Annotated in this window: 14 protein-coding genes; 4 read left to right on the top strand and 10 right to left on the bottom strand. The window is 64.8% G+C overall.

The features are described 5' to 3' along the window. Positions 1 to 10: 10 nt before the first annotated feature. The gene (locus LPA36_RS12735; protein WP_228876947.1) at positions 11 to 1,279 is read right to left on the bottom strand and encodes a Zn-dependent hydrolase; all 1,269 of its coding nucleotides are present in this window, start codon (positions 1,277 to 1,279) and stop codon (positions 11 to 13) included. A gap of 311 nt (positions 1,280 to 1,590) precedes the next feature. Between LPA36_RS12735 and LPA36_RS12730 the strand changes: the two genes are divergently transcribed. From LPA36_RS12730 to LPA36_RS12715, 4 genes are all read left to right on the top strand, one after another. Beyond that, positions 1,591 to 2,319 (top strand): TetR/AcrR family transcriptional regulator, encoded by a 729-nt coding sequence (locus LPA36_RS12730; RefSeq protein WP_228876946.1) that lies wholly within the window; start codon positions 1,591 to 1,593, stop codon positions 2,317 to 2,319. A gap of 378 nt (positions 2,320 to 2,697) precedes the next feature. Beyond that, entirely contained in the window at positions 2,698 to 3,111 is a 414-nt protein-coding gene (locus LPA36_RS12725; RefSeq protein ID WP_228876945.1) for a host attachment protein, read from the top strand. Positions 3,112 to 3,286: 175 nt separating this feature from the next. Then, positions 3,287 to 5,908 carry a bifunctional lysylphosphatidylglycerol flippase/synthetase MprF gene (gene mprF / locus LPA36_RS12720; RefSeq protein WP_407674269.1) on the top strand — a complete coding sequence of 874 codons (2,622 nt, stop codon included), beginning with the start codon at positions 3,287 to 3,289 and terminating at the stop codon, positions 5,906 to 5,908. Between the two features lie 23 nt (positions 5,909 to 5,931). Then, positions 5,932 to 7,362 carry a virulence factor family protein gene (locus tag LPA36_RS12715; protein WP_407674279.1) on the top strand — a complete coding sequence of 477 codons (1,431 nt, stop codon included), beginning with the start codon at positions 5,932 to 5,934 and terminating at the stop codon, positions 7,360 to 7,362. Between the two features lie 110 nt (positions 7,363 to 7,472). Here LPA36_RS12715 and uvrA read toward each other — a convergent pair whose 3' ends face one another. From uvrA to LPA36_RS12670, 9 genes are all read right to left on the bottom strand, one after another. After that, complete coding sequence (uvrA, locus tag LPA36_RS12710; RefSeq protein ID WP_407674268.1) at positions 7,473 to 13,466, bottom strand: excinuclease ABC subunit UvrA; 5,994 nt, start codon at positions 13,464 to 13,466, stop codon at positions 7,473 to 7,475. A 222-nt stretch (positions 13,467 to 13,688) separates the two neighbouring features. Then, positions 13,689 to 13,997 carry an EthD family reductase gene (locus LPA36_RS12705; RefSeq protein ID WP_228876939.1) on the bottom strand — a complete coding sequence of 103 codons (309 nt, stop codon included), beginning with the start codon at positions 13,995 to 13,997 and terminating at the stop codon, positions 13,689 to 13,691. Between the two features lie 85 nt (positions 13,998 to 14,082). Continuing rightward, positions 14,083 to 15,048, bottom strand: a complete 966-nt coding sequence (locus LPA36_RS12700) for an MBL fold metallo-hydrolase (protein WP_228876938.1) — start codon at positions 15,046 to 15,048, stop codon at positions 14,083 to 14,085. An 11-nt stretch (positions 15,049 to 15,059) separates the two neighbouring features. Beyond that, positions 15,060 to 15,932 carry a quinoprotein dehydrogenase-associated SoxYZ-like carrier gene (locus LPA36_RS12695; RefSeq protein WP_228876936.1) on the bottom strand — a complete coding sequence of 291 codons (873 nt, stop codon included), beginning with the start codon at positions 15,930 to 15,932 and terminating at the stop codon, positions 15,060 to 15,062. 26 nt (positions 15,933 to 15,958) lie between these two features. After that, positions 15,959 to 16,900: a quinoprotein relay system zinc metallohydrolase 2 gene (locus tag LPA36_RS12690; RefSeq protein WP_228876935.1), complete on the bottom strand. Its 942-nt coding sequence runs from the start codon at positions 16,898 to 16,900 to the stop codon at positions 15,959 to 15,961. Then, the gene (locus tag LPA36_RS12685) at positions 16,897 to 17,901 is read right to left on the bottom strand and encodes a LysR family transcriptional regulator (protein WP_228876933.1); all 1,005 of its coding nucleotides are present in this window, start codon (positions 17,899 to 17,901) and stop codon (positions 16,897 to 16,899) included. Before LPA36_RS12685 ends, LPA36_RS12690 begins: the two co-directional genes overlap by 4 nt. A 2-nt stretch (positions 17,902 to 17,903) precedes the next feature. Beyond that, on the bottom strand, positions 17,904 to 18,701 hold the full coding sequence (locus tag LPA36_RS12680; RefSeq protein ID WP_228876932.1) for a hypothetical protein: 798 nt from the start codon (positions 18,699 to 18,701) through the stop codon (positions 17,904 to 17,906). After that, entirely contained in the window at positions 18,698 to 19,588 is an 891-nt protein-coding gene (locus LPA36_RS12675) for a quinoprotein dehydrogenase-associated putative ABC transporter substrate-binding protein (RefSeq protein ID WP_228876930.1), read from the bottom strand. The genes LPA36_RS12680 and LPA36_RS12675 overlap by 4 nt, the downstream gene beginning before the upstream one ends. 101 nt (positions 19,589 to 19,689) lie before the next feature. Next, positions 19,690 to 20,103, bottom strand: coding sequence for a c-type cytochrome (locus LPA36_RS12670; protein ID WP_228876928.1), 414 nt, complete (start codon positions 20,101 to 20,103; stop codon positions 19,690 to 19,692). Between the last annotated feature and the right edge of the window lie 158 nt (positions 20,104 to 20,261).

Below are 20,261 nucleotides of genomic sequence, written 5' to 3'. Positions count from 1 at the left end.
CCGCTGAGGTTCAGGAAGCCGGCTCGCACGCGCGTTCGAGCATCGCGTGCAGCAGCACGTTCGCGCCCGCTTCGATCCATTCGATCCTCGCGTCTTCGATTTCGTTGTGACTGATGCCGTCGACACAGGGCACGAACACCATTGAAGTCGGCGCCACCTGCGCCAGATAACAGGCATCGTGGCCCGCGCCCGATACGATGTCGCGATTCGGATAGCCGAAGCGTTCAGCCGCCGCGCGCACCGACTTCACGCACGCTGCGTCGAAGGCAACCGGCTTGTAGTAGAAAATCTGTTCGAGCTGCGTTTCAAGGCCGATTTCGCCCGCAATGCGCGCGACGCCTTCACGCAGTTCCGCATCCATCTGCGCGAGAACGGTGTCGTCGGGATGACGGAAATCGACCGTGAAAAATACGCGTCCAGGAATCACGTTCCGCGAGTTCGGATGGACCTGCATCATGCCGACCGTTGCACATCCAAAGGGCGCATGATTCAGCCCGACACGGTTCACGAGATCCACCACGCGCGAAGCGCCCAGCAGTGCGTCGCGTCGGCGCGGCATGGGCGTCGGACCCGCATGCGCTTCCTGGCCGGTCAACACGATCTCGTACCAGCGCTGACCCTGCGCATCGGTTACGACGCCGATCGTCTTGTGTTCCGCTTCGAGTATCGGCCCCTGCTCGATATGCAGTTCGAACGCGGCGTGAACCGGGCGCCCGCCGCACGGCACGTCGCCCGCATAGCCGATACGCTTGAGTTCTTCGCCAATCGTCCTGCCGTCGACGTCCTTGCGCGAGAGCCCATAGTCGAGTGTGAAGACGCCCGCAAACACGCCCGATGCGACCATGGCCGGCGCAAAGCGCGAGCCTTCCTCGTTCGTCCAGATTACGACTTCGACCGGATGTTCCGTCTCGATGCCATAGTCGTTCAGGCTGCGGATCACTTCGAGGCCGCCGAGAACACCGTAGATGCCGTCAAAGCGGCCGCCCGTCGGCTGCGAATCCGCATGCGAACCCGTCATGACCGGCAGCGCCGACGGGTTGCGTCCCGCGCGTCGCATGAAGACATTGCCCATCTGGTCGACGCTCACCGTGCAGCCGGCCTCTTTCGCCCAGCTCACGATCAGGTCGCGCCCTTCGCGATCGAGGTCCGTCAGCGCCAGGCGGCAGACGCCGCCTTTAGGTGTTGCGCCGATCTTCGCCATCGTCATGAGGCTGTCCCATAGACGCTGACCGTTCACCTTGATCGATACGTCGAGCCCTCTTTCGGTCACTGCGTTCATCAGTCTTTCTCCTCAGCGAATCGGCGATTCAAAAGCGCGGTTGCATAGTTAAACGCGGTGCATCGCTGACATGTCGTGGGGCATTTCGCCCGCCTGCGGTGCACATCGTGCGCGCGTCCCGCGCGGTCCTGTCTACGTGTTTTCCCTGCCCGCCCAATCCTGTCCAGTTGGACAGGTTGTAGACGATTACCGGCTATATTTCAATGACTTCTCTTTGAGCGAAAAGCGTGCCATTGCATTGCAACATGACGCACGGACCGCCATTCGCATTCGTGCGACATGCCGTATTCGCACGCCGCATTACGACTACAATGAGGCGCGACGCGGCAGCCGCGCCAAACGAGGCCATGATGAAAAGCGACGATGCGCCAGTGACGAGCGTCGAAAACGCAGAAGCGGCAAAGCCAATGCGGCGGCGCAAGGCACACATCCGCAATACGAATGAGGCGCATCTGCTTGCCTGCGCCGAAGCCGTTTTTGCGGAGCGCGGTCTTGAAGGTACGAGCACGGCGATGATCGCGGAACGCGCTGGCCTGCCTAAAGCCAACCTGCATTACTACTTCCCGACAAAGCTTGCGCTTTACCGGCGCGTGCTCGACGACATCTTCGAGGAGTGGTACCGCGCCGCCGATACGTTCGACAGCAGCGACGATCCGGTGGAAGCCATCGGCGGTTATGTGCGCGCGAAGATGGAGCTGTCGCAGCGCCGCCCGCTCGCATCGAAGGTGTGGGCCAACGAAATCATTCGTGGCGCGACGCACATGCAGGACATCCTGGCGGGTCGCGTGAAGCCGTGGATGGAAACGCGTGTCGTTGTGATCAACGACTGGATCGCGCGCGGACTCCTCGCGCCCATCGACGCACGCGCATTCCTCTTCATGATCTGGGCGGTGACCCAGCACTATGCGGATTTCGACGCACAGATCGAAGCACTGGCAGGCAAACGCGCGCTGTCTAAAAAGGCTTATGACGACGCGACCGAACAGGTCGTCGCGCTGGTGATCCGCGCATGCGGCGCTAAAAGCACGCATACGGAATAGAAACAGGGCCGGGCTAAAAGTGCGCTGCCCTTCGCCTTGCTTGTGTCACATCACGCCAAACGCGTGGGTCAAAGATGCAGTCTCGCGCAATGGGGCATTCCGCCGTGAGTAACCACCGGCCTCGCTGGACGACGAAAGATTCGCAGGAACGTGAGATGCGCGCGGCTGTCGACCTGTATGGAACGCGGTCTGGAGCCGACCTGATCCGGTCACGACAACGGCTACCGCGAGCCAGCTTTGAAGCGTACGCTTCATTCGCCCGGTGCCCGCGTCGCGCTGTGTCCCGACTGGCGTCGGCCCCTGGCGAAAACCCGGCAGGCGGGCGCGCGGAGCGCTATTGTTTCTCGTGCGCCCTCACGCCCTTAAAAGGAGGAAAGCATGACCACGATTTCCTGGGTTGTCGTCGCGGACGGCAATCGTGCCCGTATTTTCGAGACCAACGGGCTCAAGCTCGATCTGCGTGAAATCGAAGGTTTTACCGACCCGCAGGCCCGCACACGCGACCCGTCGCTGCGCAACGGCGAACCCGGCCAGAACGCGATGCCCGCCCAGAACAGCCCCGACGACACCGCGCGTGACCAGTTCGCCCGCATGCTCGTCGATTATCTGGACAAGGGGCGCCTGCAGCAGCGCTTCACGCGCCTGCGCCTTGCGATCGAGCCCCGGTTTCTCGGCCTCGTGCGCCGGCATATGACCGAGGAGACGCGCAAACTGGTCTTTGACGAGATTTCCGGCGATATCTCCAAAATGGCCCCGAAGGACATCCAGCGGCATCTCGAACAGCACGGGTAGGCCCCCGAAAGCGTGCGTCCGGCGCCCGCCCTGCGGGCGCCTCGGCACTTTCCCAAATTTAGTACGTATTTGCACCAGATTGCCGCTTGCCGCGTCAACTTTCTGACGACCTTGCCGTTATAATACGCATGGCTTTCAATGGGGTAGGCAAGTGAGCAGTATCGGTTCAAATAAAGTGTCGGCACGCACCGACACGGTGCATCAGGGAAAACCGAGCTTCTTCCACCGCTTCTCGCGCGTGCTCGGCCCGGTCGCTCCAGGCGGGCTGAAGTCCCTGCCGTTGCGCCGCATCGCCGTTCCCGCCCTCGCGCTGGTCGTCTGCGCCATCGTTCTGCTGGTTTTCCAGCATCTGTCGAAAACCCTCCACTATTACGCCGTCGTCCGCAGCCTGCGCAATCTGCCGCCGCAGGCGCTCATCACATCGCTCGTCGCGACAGCCGCCAGTTACGTTGTGCTCGTCGCCCGCGACGCGGTCGGGCTGCGCTCGATTGGCGCCAGCGTGTCGCGCCCGGTGCTGTGGATCGGCGCAACGGTGGCGTCCGCACTCGGCAACGCCACCGGTTTTGGCGCGTTGACGGGCGGGGCCGTGCGTATCCGCATCTACGGCGCCGAAGGCATCAAGCCGGCGCAGGTTGGCCGCATCACCTTGTTCACGAGCGTCACGCTCGGTCTCTCCCTCGTGCTGCTTTCGGGCCTCGGCATGCTGTACGCCGCAGGTTCGATGAGCCGCATGACGCATCTTTCGCCCGGGCTGCTGGTCTGCACCGGTCTCGCCGTCGTCGCGCTGTTCGCGGTGCTGATCGCGATGTGCCCGCGTGTTGCGCGCCAGGTCCAGCTCGGTCCGCTCAAGCTCGACGTGCCCGCGCGGCGCGACCTCGTCGCGCAGCTCGCGCTCGCCGCCGCCGATGTCGCCGCCGCCAGCATCGCGCTGTGGGCGCTGCTGCCGCACACGAACATCGGCTTTGCACACTTCATCGCGATTTTCTCGGTGGCGATGCTGCTCGGCATGATCGGCCATACGCCGGGCGGCTTCGGCGTGTTCGAGGCTTCGATGGTGTTCGCGCTCGGCAGCACGATGCCGACGCCCGCCATGGTCGCCGCCCTGCTTGCCTATCGCGTGATCTACTTCGGCGTGCCGCTTCTGCTTTCGTCGGCCCTCCTCGCCGGCTTCGAAGGTCATGCGCTCAAGGCGCGCTTTACGTCGCGCAACTCGCAGCACATCACGCAGCTGGCGCCGCTCTTCCTGAGCGTCGTCACGTTCGCGGTCGGCGGCATGCTGGTGATTTCCGGCGCGACGCCCGCGTTCGGCAAGCGCCTCGCGCTGCTTCAAGCCGTGCTGCCGCTGTGGGTCCTCGAAAGCTCGCAGCTGATCGCGAGCCTGCTTGGCGTGCTGCTGCTGTTCGTTGCACGCGGGTTGCTGCGCCGGCTCGATGCCGCATGGTGGCTCACGATGCTGCTCGCCGTCGCGAGCCTCGCGCTTTCGCTGACCAAGGGTCTCGCGTTCGTCGAGGCCGGCGTGCTGAGCGTGCTGATCGTGCTGCTCGCCACGACGCGTGGACGCTTCAACCGCTCGTCGTCGCTCTTCAGCGAGCGCTTTACGGCGACCTGGCTCGTGTCGGTCGGTATCGTGATGATCGTCGCGTCGTGGGTGCTGTTCTTCGCGTTCCGCGACGTGCAGTACAGCCGCGACCTCTGGTGGGCCTTCGCGTTCGACGAACGCGCCCCGCGCGCACTGCGCGCGACGTTCGGCGCGTGCCTGTTCGCCGCGGTCATCGCGTTCTGGCAACTGCTGCGTCCGGCTGCGGGCCGTTTCGTGAAGCCGCCCGCAGTCGACCTCGTCGACGCCGCGAAAATCGTGCGCGCGCAGGAGCGCAGCGACGCCGGCCTCGCGCTGATGGGCGACAAGAGTTTCCTGTTTTCGAAGTCGCGCGAGGCGTTCCTGATGTACGCGAAGCACGGCCGCACGTGGGCCGCATTGCACGATCCGGTTGGACCGCGCGAGGAATGGGTCGAACTGATCGGTGAATTCATGGCGCTCGCGCATGCGCACGGTGGCCGCGCGGCGTTCTACCAGGTGCGCGCCGACGCGCTGCCGCTCTATCTCGATGCCGGCCTTTCGCTGATGAAACTCGGCGAAGAAGCGCGCATCGTGCTGAGCGACTTCGAACTTGCCGGCTCGCACCGCACGCACCTGCGCTATGCGTTAAAGCGCGGCGAGCGCGACGGTCTGACGGTCGAGATGTACGAACCACCGCATGTGCCGGGCCTCTTGCCAACGCTGCGCGGCATTTCCGATGCGTGGCTCGACAGCCGTTCCGCGAAGGAAAAGAGCTTCTCGGTCGCCGCTTTCACCGACGACTACCTTGCCGCGCAATCCGTCATGCTGGTTCGTCAGCAGGGCGCGCCGGTCGCGTTCGTCACGTTCATGACGACCGATCTGAATCTGGACGCAACCGTTGGCGTGATGCGCCATGCGCCGGATGCGTCGCCATACGCGATGGAGTATCTGTTCACCAAGCTCGCGCTGCATCTGAAGCAGGAAAATTTCCGCAGCCTGAGTCTCGGCATGGCGCCGCTGTCGGGCATGAACCCGACGCCGCTCGCTTCACCGTGGCATCGTCTCGCCAGTCTGATGTGGCGTTTCGGTTGCCGCTTCTATAACTTCCGCGGTCTGCGGGGCTTCAAGAGCAAGTTCCAGCCCACCTGGGAGCCGCGTTACCTCGCGGCGTCCGGTTCGGTTGGCGTCGTGCTGACCCTCGCCGATCTCTCACTTCTCGCCGAAGGCTGGCGTTCATGAAACTGTTGAGCATCACCCTGGCCCTGGGATTGTCCTCGGGCCTGTTCGCTTCTGCATCGTCCGATGCGGTTGCAGCCACTCCCCCTTCCGTCAGCGCCACCACCACCGCGGCCGCGCCGGTCACCACCGTATCCGGCGGCCGCTTTGGCAACGTCACGGTCACGCGGCCTTCGGGCGCGATGCGCGGCCTCGTCGTGCTGTTCTCGAAGGCGGACGGCTGGCGCCCCACCGACCAGCAGGCCGCCGAGGCGCTCGCGAAAGAAGGCGCGATGGTCGTCGGCGTCGACACGTCGCGCTATGTCGCCACACAATGGACGAAGCCGGAGGCCTGCCACAACCTCGTCGGCGACGTCGAAAACATCAGCCACCAGTTGCAGCGTGAAGCGCAGTTGAGCCGCTACTTCCTGCCGGTCGTCGCCGGCACCGGCGAAGGCGGCACGCTTGCCACGCGGATGATCTCCACGGCGCCTTCGAACACGCTTTCGGGTGCGGCATCGGTCGATCCCGAAGCGAAACTCGACGCCCGCTTCAACGCCTGCCCGCCCGATCCGACGATCAGCCGTGGCAACGGCCTGCCTGGCTTCGTCGAAGTGGCGGCAACGACCTCGGCTGCCATCGACGCGCCCGCGCCGATCGGCGGCAAGCCCGTGCCGGTGCGCCGGCTTGCGGCGAACACGTCGACAGCCGACGCGATGGTCGCCCTGCTCTCGCCGCATCTGCGCGCGCACGCCACGGGCGACGAGGACGTATCCGATCTGCCGCTGATCGAATTGCCCGCCGCGCGTCCGACGGACATGCTCGCGATCGTGATTTCCGGCGATGGCGGCTGGCGCGATCTCGACAAGACGATTGCCGAAGCGCTGCAAAAGAAGAATGTTTCGGTAGTGGGCGTGGACGCGCTGCGCTACTTCTGGAGCACGAAGTCGCCGGAGCAGACGAGCCACGATCTCGCACGCATCATGCAAACGTACGGCGCGCGCTGGCATACGCGTCACGTCGCGCTGATCGGCTATTCGTTCGGCGCGGACGTGATGCCGTTTGCGTATAACCGCCTGCCCGAAGCGCTGCGCGCGAAGGTCTCGCAGATGGCGCTGCTCGGCTTCGCGCACGACGCCGACTTCCAGATCCGCGTGAGCGGCTGGCTCGGCATGCCGGCCAGCAGCGAAGCGCTGCCCGCGATGCCGGAAGTGGCGAAGGTGCCGCCCGCGATCGTGCAGTGCATCTACGGCGAGGACGAAACGGACACGCTGTGCCCGGCACTCGCCAAAACCGGCGCGAGCGTCATCCGCACTCCCGGCGGGCATCACTTCGGCCATGATTACAACGCCCTTGCCGATACGATCCTCGACGGCTGGCGCAAGCAGATCGCCGCGCGCGAATGCACGACCGGCAAGGCTTCCGCGAATGGCGTCGCGAACCCGGCCTGCGCCGCGACAAAACAGGGCGCGCTGTAAAGACATCGGGGCCGCATGCTTCACGCAGGCGGCCCCGATGCTGTCCTTCCTGAATCAGTTCAACGCGGCACACCGGCCGCCAACCGCGCGGCCGCGCACCCTCCTTTCGCTTACCCGATCTTCACGGCGCCCTGTTCCTCTAGCGCAGCCGCGTTGCGCTCGCGCGCGAGCACCGGCGCGAGCGCACGACCCGTGTGACTCGCCTTCACCTGCACGAGCCCTTCCGGAGACGTCGCCGCGACGATCGTGCCGCCACCCACACCGCCTTCCGGCCCAAGGTCGATGATCCAGTCGGCTTCGGCGATCACGTCGAGATCGTGCTCGATCACCACCACGCTATGCCCCGCATCGACGAGCCGGTGCAACACGCGAATCAGCTTCGCGACATCGGCCATATGCAGGCCGACGGTCGGTTCATCGAGCACGTACAGCGTGTGCGGCGCCTTCTGCCCGCGACGCGTGATGTCGTCGCGCACCTTGCTCAGTTCGGTGACGAGCTTGATGCGCTGCGCCTCGCCGCCGGAAAGCGTGGGTGACGGCTGGCCGAGCGTGAGATAACCGAGCCCCACGTCCTTCATCAGCTGCAACGGATGCGCGATATTCGACAGCGGCGCGAAAAACCCGACCGCTTCATCGATCTCCATCGTCAGCACGTCGCCGATGTTCTTGCCGCGCCACGTCACCGCGAGCGTCTCGGGATTGAAGCGCTGGCCGTGACAGACATCGCACAGCACCTTCACATCCGGCAAAAAGCTCATGCCGATCGTGCGCACGCCCTGGCCTTCGCACGCCGGGCAACGCCCGTCGCCGGTGTTGAACGAAAAGCGTGAAGCCGTGTAGCCGCGCGCCCGCGCTTCGAGCGTATCGGCAAAGAGACGCCGGATCGCGTCCCACACGCCGATGTACGTCGCCGGACACGAGCGCGGCGTCTTGCCGATCGGCGTCTGGTCGACTTCGAGCACGCGGTCGATGGTTTCCCAGCCGGTCATCGATTCGCAACCCTGCCACGCGTGCGTCACGTTGAGCGCCGGTCGTGGCGCACTGCGCGCGAGCACGCTCGCGCGCGACTGCTTCGTTGGCGCTTCGACCTGTGCGGCCTTGCGCGCCCGCTTCGTCGCCGGCGACGACAGCACCGAGCGGCCCACTGCGTCGAGCATGTTCGCCATCAGCACGTCACGGGCGAGCGTCGACTTGCCGGAACCGCTCACGCCTGTGACGGCGACGAGTCGCGCAAGCGGAATGCCGACCGTCACGTCCTGCAGATTGTGCAACTTGCCGCCGTGCACCGTGAGCCAGTTCTCCGGCACCGCTGCAGCGTTCCTGCGCGCCGGCGTAACCGGCCGGCGCGGCTGCAACGGATGCGTGATCGGGTTCGCGAGGAACTGCCCGGTGAGCGAATCCGCCTGTGCCGCGAGGTCCTTCACGCCGCCCTGCGCGACGAGATTGCCGCCGCGCTTGCCCGCGCCCGGACCGATGTCGATGATGTGATCGGCACGCCGGATCGTGTCTTCGTCGTGCTCGACGACGACAAGCGTGTTGCCCTTCTCGCCGAGCTTGCGCAGCGCGTTCAGCAGGATCTGGTTGTCGCGCGGATGCAGGCCGATGGTCGGTTCATCCAGCACGTAGCAAACGCCCTGCAGGTTGCTGCCGAGTTGTGCGGCGAGCCGGATACGCTGTGCTTCGCCGCCCGACAGGCTCGGCGCCGCACGATCGAGACTCAGATACCCGAGCCCGACTTCTTCGAGGAACTGCAAGCGGCTGCCGATCTCGCTCACGACGTCGCGCGCGATCCCCGCTTCCCGTCCGGTGAGTTCGAGCGAGTCGACCCACTGACGCGTCTGCGACACCGTCCACTGCGCGACGTCGACGATCGGCTGCCCGTCGAACGTCACTGCGCGCGCGACCGGATTCAGCCGCGTGCCGCTGCAATCCGGACACGGCTCGTCGCCCACGCCTTCCGGTTCCTGCTCTTCCGATGGCAGGCTCTGCTCGCGGCCACGGTTGTCATCGACGACCACTGTGTCGTCATATGCGGCGCGCTGTTCGCGCGTAAGCGCGAGGCCCGTGCCGACGCATGTCGTGCACCAGCCGTGCTTGCTGTTGTACGAGAACATCCGCGGATCGAGTTCCGGATAGCTCGTGCCGCATGCCGGACACGCGCGCTTCACCGACAGCACCTTCACTTCGCCGACATGCCCGGTCGCGCCGTTGCCACCCTTGCCGTTCATCGCGGCGTGCAGACCGTCGAGCGGCGCGAGCAGATGGATCACGCCCTTGCCGGCTTCGAGCGTGTCGTCGAGCGCGCGGCGCAGTTGCGCTTCGTGATCCGCCGATACGACGAGATCCGCCACCGGCAACTCGATCGTGTGTTCGCGAAAGCGGTCGAGCTTCGGCCACGGGTCGACCGGCACGAATTCGCCGTCGACGCGCAGATGCGTATTGCCGCGCGCCTTCGCCCATTTCGCGAGGTCGGTATAGACACCCTTGCGGTTCACAACCAGCGGCGCAAGCAGCCCGACATGTTGGCCCTTGTGATCGCGCAGCAGTTGTGCGGCGATCGATTCGACGCTCTGCGCGGTGACCGGCGTGCCGTCATGAATGCAGTGCTGCAAGCCGAGTTTCACGTACAGCAGCCGCAGGAAATGCCACACCTCGGAGGTCGTCGCGACCGTGCTCTTGCGGCCGCCTCGCGATAGACGCTGCTCGATGGCGACCGTCGGCGGAATGCCGTACACCGCATCGACTTCAGGCCGCCCCGCGGGCTGCACGATCGAACGCGCATACGCATTCAGCGATTCCAGATAGCGCCGCTGGCCTTCGTGGAACAGGATATCGAACGCGAGCGTCGACTTGCCCGAACCGGACACACCCGTCACGACGTTGAACTTGCCATGCGGAATGTCGACATCGAGCGACTTCAGGTTGTGTTCGCGCGCGTTCACGATCCGCACGACGTCCTCGCCTTCCACCGCCCGACGCGCACGCGCCGCCGTCAAGGCTGTTTGCAACGGTACGCCCTGCGAGGCGGGCGCGACTTCGACGCCCATCGATTCGTCGTAGTGCAGCAGCGCGTGGCCGGTATGCGACTCCGCGCACTCCTTCACTTCCTCCGGCGTGCCGGCGCACAGCAGACGGCCGCCGCCGTCGCCGCCTTCCGGACCGAGATCGATGATCCAGTCGGCCGCGCGGATCACGTCCAGGTTGTGCTCGATCACGATCAGCGAATGACCGCCCGTCAGCAGCTTGCCGAACGCCTGCATCAACTTCGCGATGTCGTCGAAGTGCAGACCCGTGGTCGGCTCGTCGAACATGAAGAGCTTGCCCGCCGCAATTGTCTGTTTCGCGCCGCGCGGTGTCTTCGCCTGCGCGGTTTCCGCGAGAAAGCCCGCGAGCTTCAGACGCTGCGCCTCGCCGCCCGAGAGGGTCGGCACCGGCTGCCCGAGCTTCACGTATTCGAGCCCGACATCGACGATCGGCTGCAATACGCGCAGCACTTCGGCATCGGTGGCGAAGTATTCGGTGGCTTCGTGCACCGTGAGTTCGAGCACGTCCGCCACAGAAAGCGCGCGCGCCGGATTGCCGCGCGCGATCTTCACTTCGAGCACTTCGGCGCGATAGCGACGACCGTCGCAATCCGGGCAACGCAGATAGACGTCGCTCAGGAACTGCATCTCGATGTGTTCGAAACCGGAGCCGCCGCAGGTCGGGCAGCGCCCGTCGCCGGAGTTGAAGCTGAACGTGCCCGCCGTGTAGCCGCGTTGTGCCGCGAGCGGCGCCTTCGCGAACAGCTTGCGGATTTCGTCGAACGCGCCGACGTAGCTCGCCGGATTCGAGCGCGCCGTCTTGCCGATCGGCGACTGGTCGACGAACACGACGTCGCTCACGCTGTCCGCGCCTTCGAGACTGCGCAACGCGCCCGGCGATTCCGTCGCCTTGCCGAAATGCCGCGCCATCGCGGGATACAGCACGTCCTGCAGCAGCGTCGACTTGCCCGAGCCGGACACACCCGTCACGCAGACGAGACGTTGCAGTGGAATTTCGACCGTCACGTCCTGCAGATTGTGTTCGCGCGCGCCTTCCAGCACGATGCGCGGCGTGCCCGCCTCGACCGGACGACGCGACCAGCGCGACGCATCCGCCACATGCCGGCGCCCGCCCAGGTATTCGCCCGTGAGCGTGCCCGCCGTGCGGATCGCGTCGGGCGCGCCGTCGAAGATGATCGTGCCACCGCGCTCGCCGGGGCCTGGCCCCATGTCGATCAGACGGTCGGCCGCGAGCATCACCGAAGGATCATGCTCGACGACCACCAGCGTGTTGCCCGCATCGCGCAGCCGGTGCATGGCCTCGACGATGCGGTTCAGGTCGCGCGGATGCAGCCCGATGCTCGGCTCGTCGAGCACGAAGAGCGTTTTGGTCAGCGACGTGCCGAGCGCGGTGGTCAGGTTGATCCGCTGCACTTCGCCACCCGAGAGCGTGCGGCTTTGACGGTCGAGCGTCAGGTAGCCGAGACCCACGTCGCACAGATACTTGAGGCGCGTGCGCACTTCGGCCAGCAGCAGTTTGAGCGCGTCGTCGAGCAGGACGCCCGGCAGCGTGATGTCGTCGAAGAAGCGCCGGATGCGTTCGATCGGCAGCAGCATCAGGTCATGGACGGTCAGGCCCGGCAGCGCTTCGAGCTGCGCGCGCGACCAGTCGACGCCGACCGGCAGGAAGCGGTTCGCGGCATCGAGTACGGCGTCGGCGTTGGGCTTCGTGCCGAGACGCCACAGCAGCGATTCCGTTTTGAGGCGCGCGCCGCCGCACGTTTCGCACGGCGTGTAGCTGCGGTATTTCGACAGCAGCACGCGAATGTGCATCTTGTACGCTTTCGATTCGAGATACGCGAAAAAGCGCTTCACGCCATACCACTGGGTCTGCCACTTCCCATCCCAGTCCGGCGAGCCGTTGATCACCCAGTCACGCTCTGCCTGCGACAGCGACGACCACGCCGTGTCGCGCGGAATGCTGGCCTTCGCGGCGTAGCGCATCAGGTCGTCCTGACATTCCTTCCACGCGGGTGTCTGCATCGGCTTGATCGCGCCGCCGCGCAGCGTCTTCCGCTCATCGGGAATTACAAGGCCCAGATCGACGCCGATCACCCGGCCAAAACCGCGACACGTTTCGCACGCGCCATACGCCGAGTTGAACGAGAACAGCGCGGGCTGCGGATCGGCGTAACGGATGTCGCTCTCCGGGCTGTGCAAACCGGTGGAAAAACGCCAGATCTGCGGCTCGGCGCTTTCTTCGGGAATCTGTGGCAGCACGTAGACGTTCACCCGCCCGGCGCCGCGTTTCAGCGAGGCCTCGATGGCCTCGAGCGCGCGCACCTTCTCGGTCTGATGCAGGCGGAAGCGATCGGCGACCACATCCAGCACCTTGCGCGCCCCCGTGGGCGACACCACGTCGCGCTGCGCCTGCACGCGCGTGTAGCCGCTCGCCGAGAGCCACTGCTCGACTTCGGCCTGCGTCGCGGTGTCGGGCAATTCGACCGGAAACGTGATCGCGAGCCGCGGATCGGTGCCCGCGGTACGCGCCATCAGATCGGCGTAGACGGTCTCCGGCGTATCGTGCCGCACCGGCTGCGCCGTCACGCGGTCGAAGAGTTCGGCGCCGCGCGCGTACAGCAGCTTCAGATGGTCGTTGAGCTCGGTCATCGTACCGACCGTCGAGCGCGAACTGCGCACCGGATTGGTCTGGTCGATCGCGATGGCGGGCGGCACGCCGTCGACGCGGTCTACCTGCGGGCGGTCCATGCGGTCGAGGAATTGCCGTGCATAGGCGCTGAACGTTTCGACGTAGCGCCGCTGCCCTTCCGCGTACAAGGTGTCGAACACGAGACTCGACTTGCCGGAGCCGGACGGTCCGGTCACGACGGTCATTTCGCCGGTGTGCAGGTCGAGGTCGAGGTTCTTGAGGTTGTGCTGACGTGCGCCGCGGATGCGGATCGTTCCGCGGTTCGTACCATTAGATGACAATTTATCTGTCCGTCTGAATGAGTTTGGCCAGTGCCGCGGCCCGCCTGCGCCGCCGCGAATGGAAGTGCAAAAGAGCCACGCGGCGCGCATGGCGCGAGGGGCTTCAAACGCACACTATACTGTATATTTATACAGCTTTCCAACGTGCTGGCTACGGCAACCCGCGCTTTTCGCGGGCCGGGACATCCTGTCCCGCGGACCGGCGTTCGCCGGTTCGCGCCGCCTGTCAAACCGTTCAGGACAGGCCGGCCACACGTCGACTTCGCAGGATAGCGCGCGGCGGCGGCCTTTGCCTCTAACCCGGCAGCCGGCTCAGACTTCCTTCGCGTCCATGACCAGCAGTTCCGCGCCGGCCTGGGCGAAGTTGCCAAGGTCGCCCGCCGCCGCCTTGCCTTCGGGCGTGCCGAGGCCATGCATCAGCGCATCCACCGATTCGAAGTGCAGCAAGGCGATCAGGTAATACGGCGACTCGCCACCCAGCAGCTTGACCGGCCCGGTGCTGATTTCGTACTTCTGCAGCCCGGGAATTTTCTTCGCGAGCGGCACGTGCTTCGCTTCGTAATGCGCGTCAAACGCTGCCTTGTCGGCCGGGTTTTTGTAAAGCACGACGAGTTTTGCCATGATCCTGTCTCCGTTGGGGGTCTGTTAAAAGCGCTTGCCGCAACCGCGACACGTTACGCCTCTTTAGCGTCAATACCGCGTGACATCACTGCTTTTCCAGTTGCAGATACAGCCGTTGCACGTTCGCCGGCTGCGCAGTGGCGTACAGCCGGTATTGTCTGAAGTCCGGCGTCTGGACCGTGTGCATCGCTTCGCTGAGTCCGACGCCCGACGCATACGCGCGGCGCACACCCGCATCGAGCTCGCGCAGATACTCACCCGTCTTCGCGATGCCAGCGGGCGGCACGGGCGGCCCGAAACCCGGCACCACGATATGCGCATCGAGCGATGCGATCTGCCTCAGCGCGGCGAGCCAGCCGGGAATGCTCTCGTTGCGCAGTTCGGGAATGCGACCGATGCTGACCAGTCCGCCCGCGAACAGCACGCCCGTCGCCGTATCGAGCACGGCGAGGTCGCCCGGCGTGCTGGCCGGACCGAAATATAGCAACTGGAGTGCGCGGCCGCCGGAATCGAGCGTCGTCGTGCTGTCGACTGTCTGGTCGGGCACCGTCACCCGCGAGCCTGCCATTTCATCTTCACCGAGCGTGCGCCGCAGGTTCTTCAGGCAGATCCAGCATCGGTCGCGAATCAGTTCGGCCGCGCGCCGATGCGCGAGGATCGGGATATCGCGGTCGCGAAACGCCGCGGTGCCGAATACGAATTCCGGCGCCTGGTGCGTGATGATCACGCGCTCGACCGGCAACGGCGTAACCGTGCGGATCGCGTCGAGCATCGCGCGGCCATAGCGATACGACGAACCTGTATCGATCACCGTCACGCCGCGCGGGCCGACGATAAAGCCATTGTTTGCGACCACGCCGCGATTGGCAGGCGCGACGGCTTCGCCGTTGCCCTCCATCACATAGACGCCCTGCGCGAGCTGAACCGGTGCGGGCACCGTCAACGGATGCGGCGGCTGCGCGGGCGCTTTCTCGACGGTGGCATCCGCGTGCGCAACCCGCATGGCTGCACACGCCACGAAAGCGGAGATCCAGATGCGCTGCCGGAACAAGCCCGCCCTCCTCAAGGCGCCGTCGACGACGTTTGCTGCACGGCCGCATGCGGACCAATCGCAACCTGGCTGTCGAACTGCCTGTTCTTCGTGTCCTCGATGTGCGCTTTCAGCGTGCCGCCGTCATGCGGCACGAAGTAGAAGCGGAAGTTCGGATTTTCGCTGATCGAAAAATTCACGTTCGCGGTCATCACGGGTTTGTCCGCGTACGTCACCGCGACCTTGCGCACGAAGTACGCCGACGCATACAGATGCGTCACCTGATCCATCGCCATGCCGGTGCGGTTCGGGTGCCGCACCATCAGTTGCACGAGTTGCGGCTTGCCGGGCGTCGACGGCCCCTGTGGCTGCAGGCGTACATTGCCCGCGCTCGCTTCGGCGGCGGCATCATCCTTGCCGGCCGGCGCCGAGCAGCCGCCTGACGCCTTGATGAAGCGCACGGAACTGTACAGATGACCGTCGTTCGTTTCGGCGATCACGCGCATGTAGGTGTAATCCTCGACACGTACCCGCGTTTCCAGACTGGCGAGCCCCGACTCCGGCGTGAATTCGAACCAGCCGACGTACGGCTCCGGATTTTCGTCGATGAACATGTACAGCTTCCTGATGTAGCGCGAGGGCGTCTGCGGGAACTGCGCGGTGATCGCAATCGGCACGACCGCCGCATCGGCGGCACGCGCGGGCGCATCGAACCGGATCACGCTGTCGGCGTGCGTATCGATCGGACGACTCCTGAACGTGCCTTCCCTGAAATCGAGCCAGCGCGCGTTTTTGTCCGGATCGTCGCCGGGTTGCGCGGCGAACGACGGATGCCCCGCCAGCGCCGACAGTGCAGCCAGCGCGGTGAGCAAACCGCGCACCGTGGTTCGCGTTGTCGTCCTCATGATGGTCCCCTTCCTCACTTCCTGCGCTACTGTTCCCACTCCAGCTCGGCGTACACGGTGCTCACGTTGCGTTGATGATAGATGTCGAAAAGCCGCCACCTGTCACGCTGATCCAGCCCGATCGTGTCGATCGCATGCTGCATCGTCGTGCCCTGTCTGATCGCCGCACGCACATCCCGCACCAGCCCGGCGAGATACGCCTCTTCCGCATCGAGCGCGGGGCGCCACGGCGTATCGATCGGGCCGTGACCTGGCACCACGCGGCGCGGATTCATCTGACGGATCGTCGCGATATCGGCCAGCCAGCCGAGCACGCTGCCGTCGATCACCGGAATGCACTGCACAAACAGCAGATCGGCGAGCCACAGCGTGCCACTCCTTTCATCGTAGACCGTCAGGTCGTTGTTCGTATGCGCTGTTTTCCATGTGCGCAGTTTCAGCACGCGGTTACCGATATCGAGCGTCAGATCGCCGCTGAACGGCAACGTCGGCGGCACGATCGTGCTGCCGTCGGCGAGCGTGCCCAGTTCGCGATGCAGCACACGCAGATAGCTTTCCGCGTGCGTCATTTCCGCTTCACCGAGCGTCGCGTTGCCGACGAACTCCGGATGATCGCGCTCGAACGCCACGTTGCCGAAAATATGGTCCGGATGCATGTGCGTGTTGATCACGTAGCAGACCGGCAGCGGCGTAACCGCACGAATCGCGGCGCGCAGCGCGCGGCCTTCCTGTGCGGTTCCACCGGTATCGATGACCGCCACACACCGCGTTCCGACGATAAAACCGATATTCGCGATGTCGCCCCGGTTCTCGCGCGTCGCGACATCGTCGTGCCCGCGATGCACGTACAACCCTGGCGCGATTTCCTCCACTTTCAGCGCGCTCACCGATTGCGCCGCGGACATCATCAACATCAACGCAAAGCCTGCGGACACCACGAGAATCACACGCCGCAGCGCGGTGTTCATTTTGTCCGGCCCAGATCGGCTGGCGCCGCGCCTTCGAGTATCCGCGCGGCGGCACGCTTCGGCGGCCGGAACGCGAACTGCGCATATTCGTTCTCGAGAAACGGCTCGGCATGTTCAAGCAGAAAGCGGCGGAACGCGAGGCACGTCGGCGACAGTTGCTTGGAGCGTGAATGGACGAGTTGCCATGTGCGCTCGATCGGCGTGCCGTTCACGTCGAGGAGCGCGATCTCGCCGGTGCGCAGTTCGAGCGCCAACGTATGCAGCGAAATCAGGCTCACGCCCATGCCCGCCATCACGGCCTGCTTGATCGTCTCGTTGCTGCCGAGCGTGACCGTGCGCGCGGGCTGGAACAGATGCTGGCGAAACGTATGCTCGACGACAGCACGCGTGCCGGAGCCCGGCTCGCGCAGCAGGAACGTGTCGCCCGCCAGCTCCTGCAGATCGAAACGCCGCGCGTCGCGCAGCGGATGTGACAGCGGCGCGATGATCACATGCGGGTGATACGCCATCGGCTCGGCGGTCGTGCCGAGTTCGGGCGGCGGGCGGCCCATGATCGCGAGATCGGTCGCGTTGTCCTGCAGGAGCCGCAACAGCGTTTCGCGATTGCCCACCGAAAAGTGCACGTCGACTTTCGGATACTGCTGCGAATAGAGCGCGAGCAGCTTGGGCGCGAAGTACGTCGCCGAACTCACGATGCTCACCGCAATCGAGCCGCTGTCGGCATGCGTGAGTGAGGTCATCGCGTCTTCGGCGTCCTTGATCTCGCCGATGATGCGGCTCGCGTGATGCGAGAAACGCTCACCCGCCTCCGTCAACGCAAGCTTGCGCGCGACACGCTCGAAGAGCGGCAGACCCACCACGTCCTCCAGCTGCCGGATCTGCATCGACACCGCGGGTTGCGTCAGATGCAGTTCCTCGGCTGCGCGCGCAAAGCTCGGGTAGCGGCTCGCCACCACGAAAATCTGCAACTGTCGCAGCGTCAGGGAGCGGATGAAGTTCACGTTCAGCGACTCGCACGCGGCGCCTGCGGTGACTTGACCGGCGCCGGCTGGCCGGGTTTCGCCGGCGGCGGCACGAGACTGTGCAGCGCGCCGGTGAAACTCAGCGTTTCGGTCTGGAGCGGATGCGCGAAATCGTTGTTCGCGCCCGGCACTTCCGTATGGATCGACATGACGCGTCCGGGCACCGCCTCGTCGGCGATGATGAACGTATAGCGCTTGCCCACGTATTGCGCGAAGCGCGCGGCGTTAGGATCGTCGAGGTATGGCTGGATCACGATCTTCTGCGCCTTGACGGGCTTGCCGCCCACGTCCATCACGACAGGCGTGATGGGCGGCCCCGCCGCGAGCGCAAGACGCACGCGGCGCTGGAAATAGCGACGCTGGCCGCCGGTCAGCTGTTCCATCTCCGCGATATCGTGCTCGAGAAAATAGAGGATCACAGGATTGCACGGCAGCCCTTCGCCGGATACTTCGACGTTACCGCTGCGATCGGTGATATGCGCGTCGCTCTTCGCGTTCGCGGCGCTCGTCACAAGTACGCGGACGGTGTCGTTGATTTTCGCCGGCGGCCCGGAGAGATTGAACGCGTAGTCGAGTTCGGTCTGTGCTTCAACGCCGGACATATGCGTCGTCATGAAGAGGAGTTTCTCGGCAGGCGCGAGATCGCTGCCGGCTGTCGTGCTGGCGGCCCACGCCGCACTGCCAGGCAGTACGAGCGCGGCGACGAACGCCACGGCCCACGCGAACGCGAGCGGGCGGCAGCCCGCCGCGCGCGCCACACACCCCGTGCGGCGCGTCATTGCGCAGCGGTCGGCGCACTGGCGACCGGCAGTATCGGTACCTGGTAGCTCGTGAGAATCCTGTCGATCTTGTTCTGGTTCGCACCGATCCACTGATCGACTTTCGTGTTCCACGTCTTCTCGCCGTAACGCGTGCCCATCGAGATCTCATAGTCGAAACGGATGCCCGGCGTCGGCGGGAACGGCACGAGTTTCACCTTGTCGCCCGCGCGCTTTGCGAAGTAACCCGCAATCGGCCCCCACAGGAACACCACGTCGACGTTGCCCGCGGTCAGGTCGTGCTCGATCATCTCGCCCGGAAATTCAGCGGGGTCGCCACTTTGTACCTGATACGACACGGCCTGCTCGATCAGGTTGTTGCCGAGCAGCCAGTCGACGGCCGGCGTCTGCGAGAAAATGCCCAGACGCAGCTTCTTGAGCGTATCGGGCGGCAGCTTGAGCAGGTCGGTCGGCGTATTGATGCCCGCCAGGTCCGGACGGTTCGTGAACACCATCGCATACGTGGAATGCAGATACGGACGCGTCGTCGCTGTCAGGTCATAGCCTTTCGGCACGCCGATGATCAGATCGCACTTGAAGTTTTCCGTATCGGGCACCTTGTCGCGCAGCGTGCGCCGCACAAAACCCATGCGCTGCGGGAAATACGTGTATTCGAGCTTGTAGCCGAAATCGCTCGCCATCTGCGCGGCGATCTGGTTTTCGTAGCCTTCGCCCTTGTTGTTCGACAGCGGCATGTTGTTTGGGTCCGCGCAGACGCGCAGCACGCCATCGTTGCCATCGTTGTTCGGCAGGGGCGGATCAGCGTACGCGGCATGCGCCGCCAGTGCTGCACAGCATAACGCGGTGACGCGCGCGAGCGCGCGCGGGCCCAGCTTGCGATCAGACATCGATACCTCCGGGAGAACGGGACGAGCGGCTCACGAGGCACGACACAACATCCACCTGCGTTGTATCGCCTGTTATATCGCGTGTTACTTCATGGCTTGCTTCATTTGGCATCGAGGGCCTGCAGATCGCCGGGGTTGATCTTGCCGTCAGAGCGGCCTTTCAGATACGCATACAGGTTTTCCCAGTTCTTCTGCATCATCGTGCTGGAGCTGAAATCCGGCATGCCTTTATCCACGCGCCCGCCAAATACGGTGCGATGGAATTCGTTCTTGTCGAGCGTCTTGAATGCGTCAACGAGCGATGGGCCGACGAGGCCTTCCTGCTTTGCGCCGTGACACCGTTCACATGCGAGTGCGCGCCACGTCTTCCAGCCCTGCAAGGTATCGGTATCGACCTTGTTGCCGTCGACGACCTTGTAGGCCACGGGTTTCATCGCTCCACCGCTGGTCTGGGCAAAGGATGCGGGCATAACGACAAGTGCCATCGCGAGCGGCAGGAGTAATCGGCCTTTCATGCGTTCGTCTCCATCGGTTTATGGGTTTCGCGCGCATGAGCCTGTGCGGCACGCATCGCGAAACGAAATTGCCTTGACAGCAGCAACTGTCGTGCCGCTACCGCTAACGCCGCCGCGCAACCCTGAGCCGTTGCGCGGCGGGCGTCATCTTCACTTCA

The organism is Paraburkholderia saeva (assembly GCF_907164555.1).
GTDB classification, from domain to species: domain Bacteria; phylum Pseudomonadota; class Gammaproteobacteria; order Burkholderiales; family Burkholderiaceae; genus Paraburkholderia; species Paraburkholderia saeva.
The sequence above is the reverse complement of the archived record's forward strand: the minus strand, read 5'-3'. Positions and strand labels throughout refer to the sequence as shown.

Coding starts and splice junctions, on each gene's coding strand:
- LPA36_RS12735 (WP_228876947.1), bottom strand. CDS start 1,279: ATGAACGCAGTGACCGAAAGAGGGCTCGACGTATCGATCAAGGTGAAC.
- LPA36_RS12730 (WP_228876946.1), top strand. CDS start 1,591: ATGAGGCGCGACGCGGCAGCCGCGCCAAACGAGGCCATGATGAAAAGC.
- LPA36_RS12725 (WP_228876945.1), top strand. CDS start 2,698: ATGACCACGATTTCCTGGGTTGTCGTCGCGGACGGCAATCGTGCCCGT.
- uvrA (WP_407674268.1), bottom strand. CDS start 13,466: ATGCGCGCCGCGTGGCTCTTTTGCACTTCCATTCGCGGCGGCGCAGGC.
- LPA36_RS12705 (WP_228876939.1), bottom strand. CDS start 13,997: ATGGCAAAACTCGTCGTGCTTTACAAAAACCCGGCCGACAAGGCAGCG.
- LPA36_RS12695 (WP_228876936.1), bottom strand. CDS start 15,932: ATGAGGACGACAACGCGAACCACGGTGCGCGGTTTGCTCACCGCGCTG.
- LPA36_RS12690 (WP_228876935.1), bottom strand. CDS start 16,900: ATGAACACCGCGCTGCGGCGTGTGATTCTCGTGGTGTCCGCAGGCTTT.
- LPA36_RS12680 (WP_228876932.1), bottom strand. CDS start 18,701: ATGACGCGCCGCACGGGGTGTGTGGCGCGCGCGGCGGGCTGCCGCCCG.
- LPA36_RS12675 (WP_228876930.1), bottom strand. CDS start 19,588: ATGTCTGATCGCAAGCTGGGCCCGCGCGCGCTCGCGCGCGTCACCGCG.
- LPA36_RS12670 (WP_228876928.1), bottom strand. CDS start 20,103: ATGAAAGGCCGATTACTCCTGCCGCTCGCGATGGCACTTGTCGTTATG.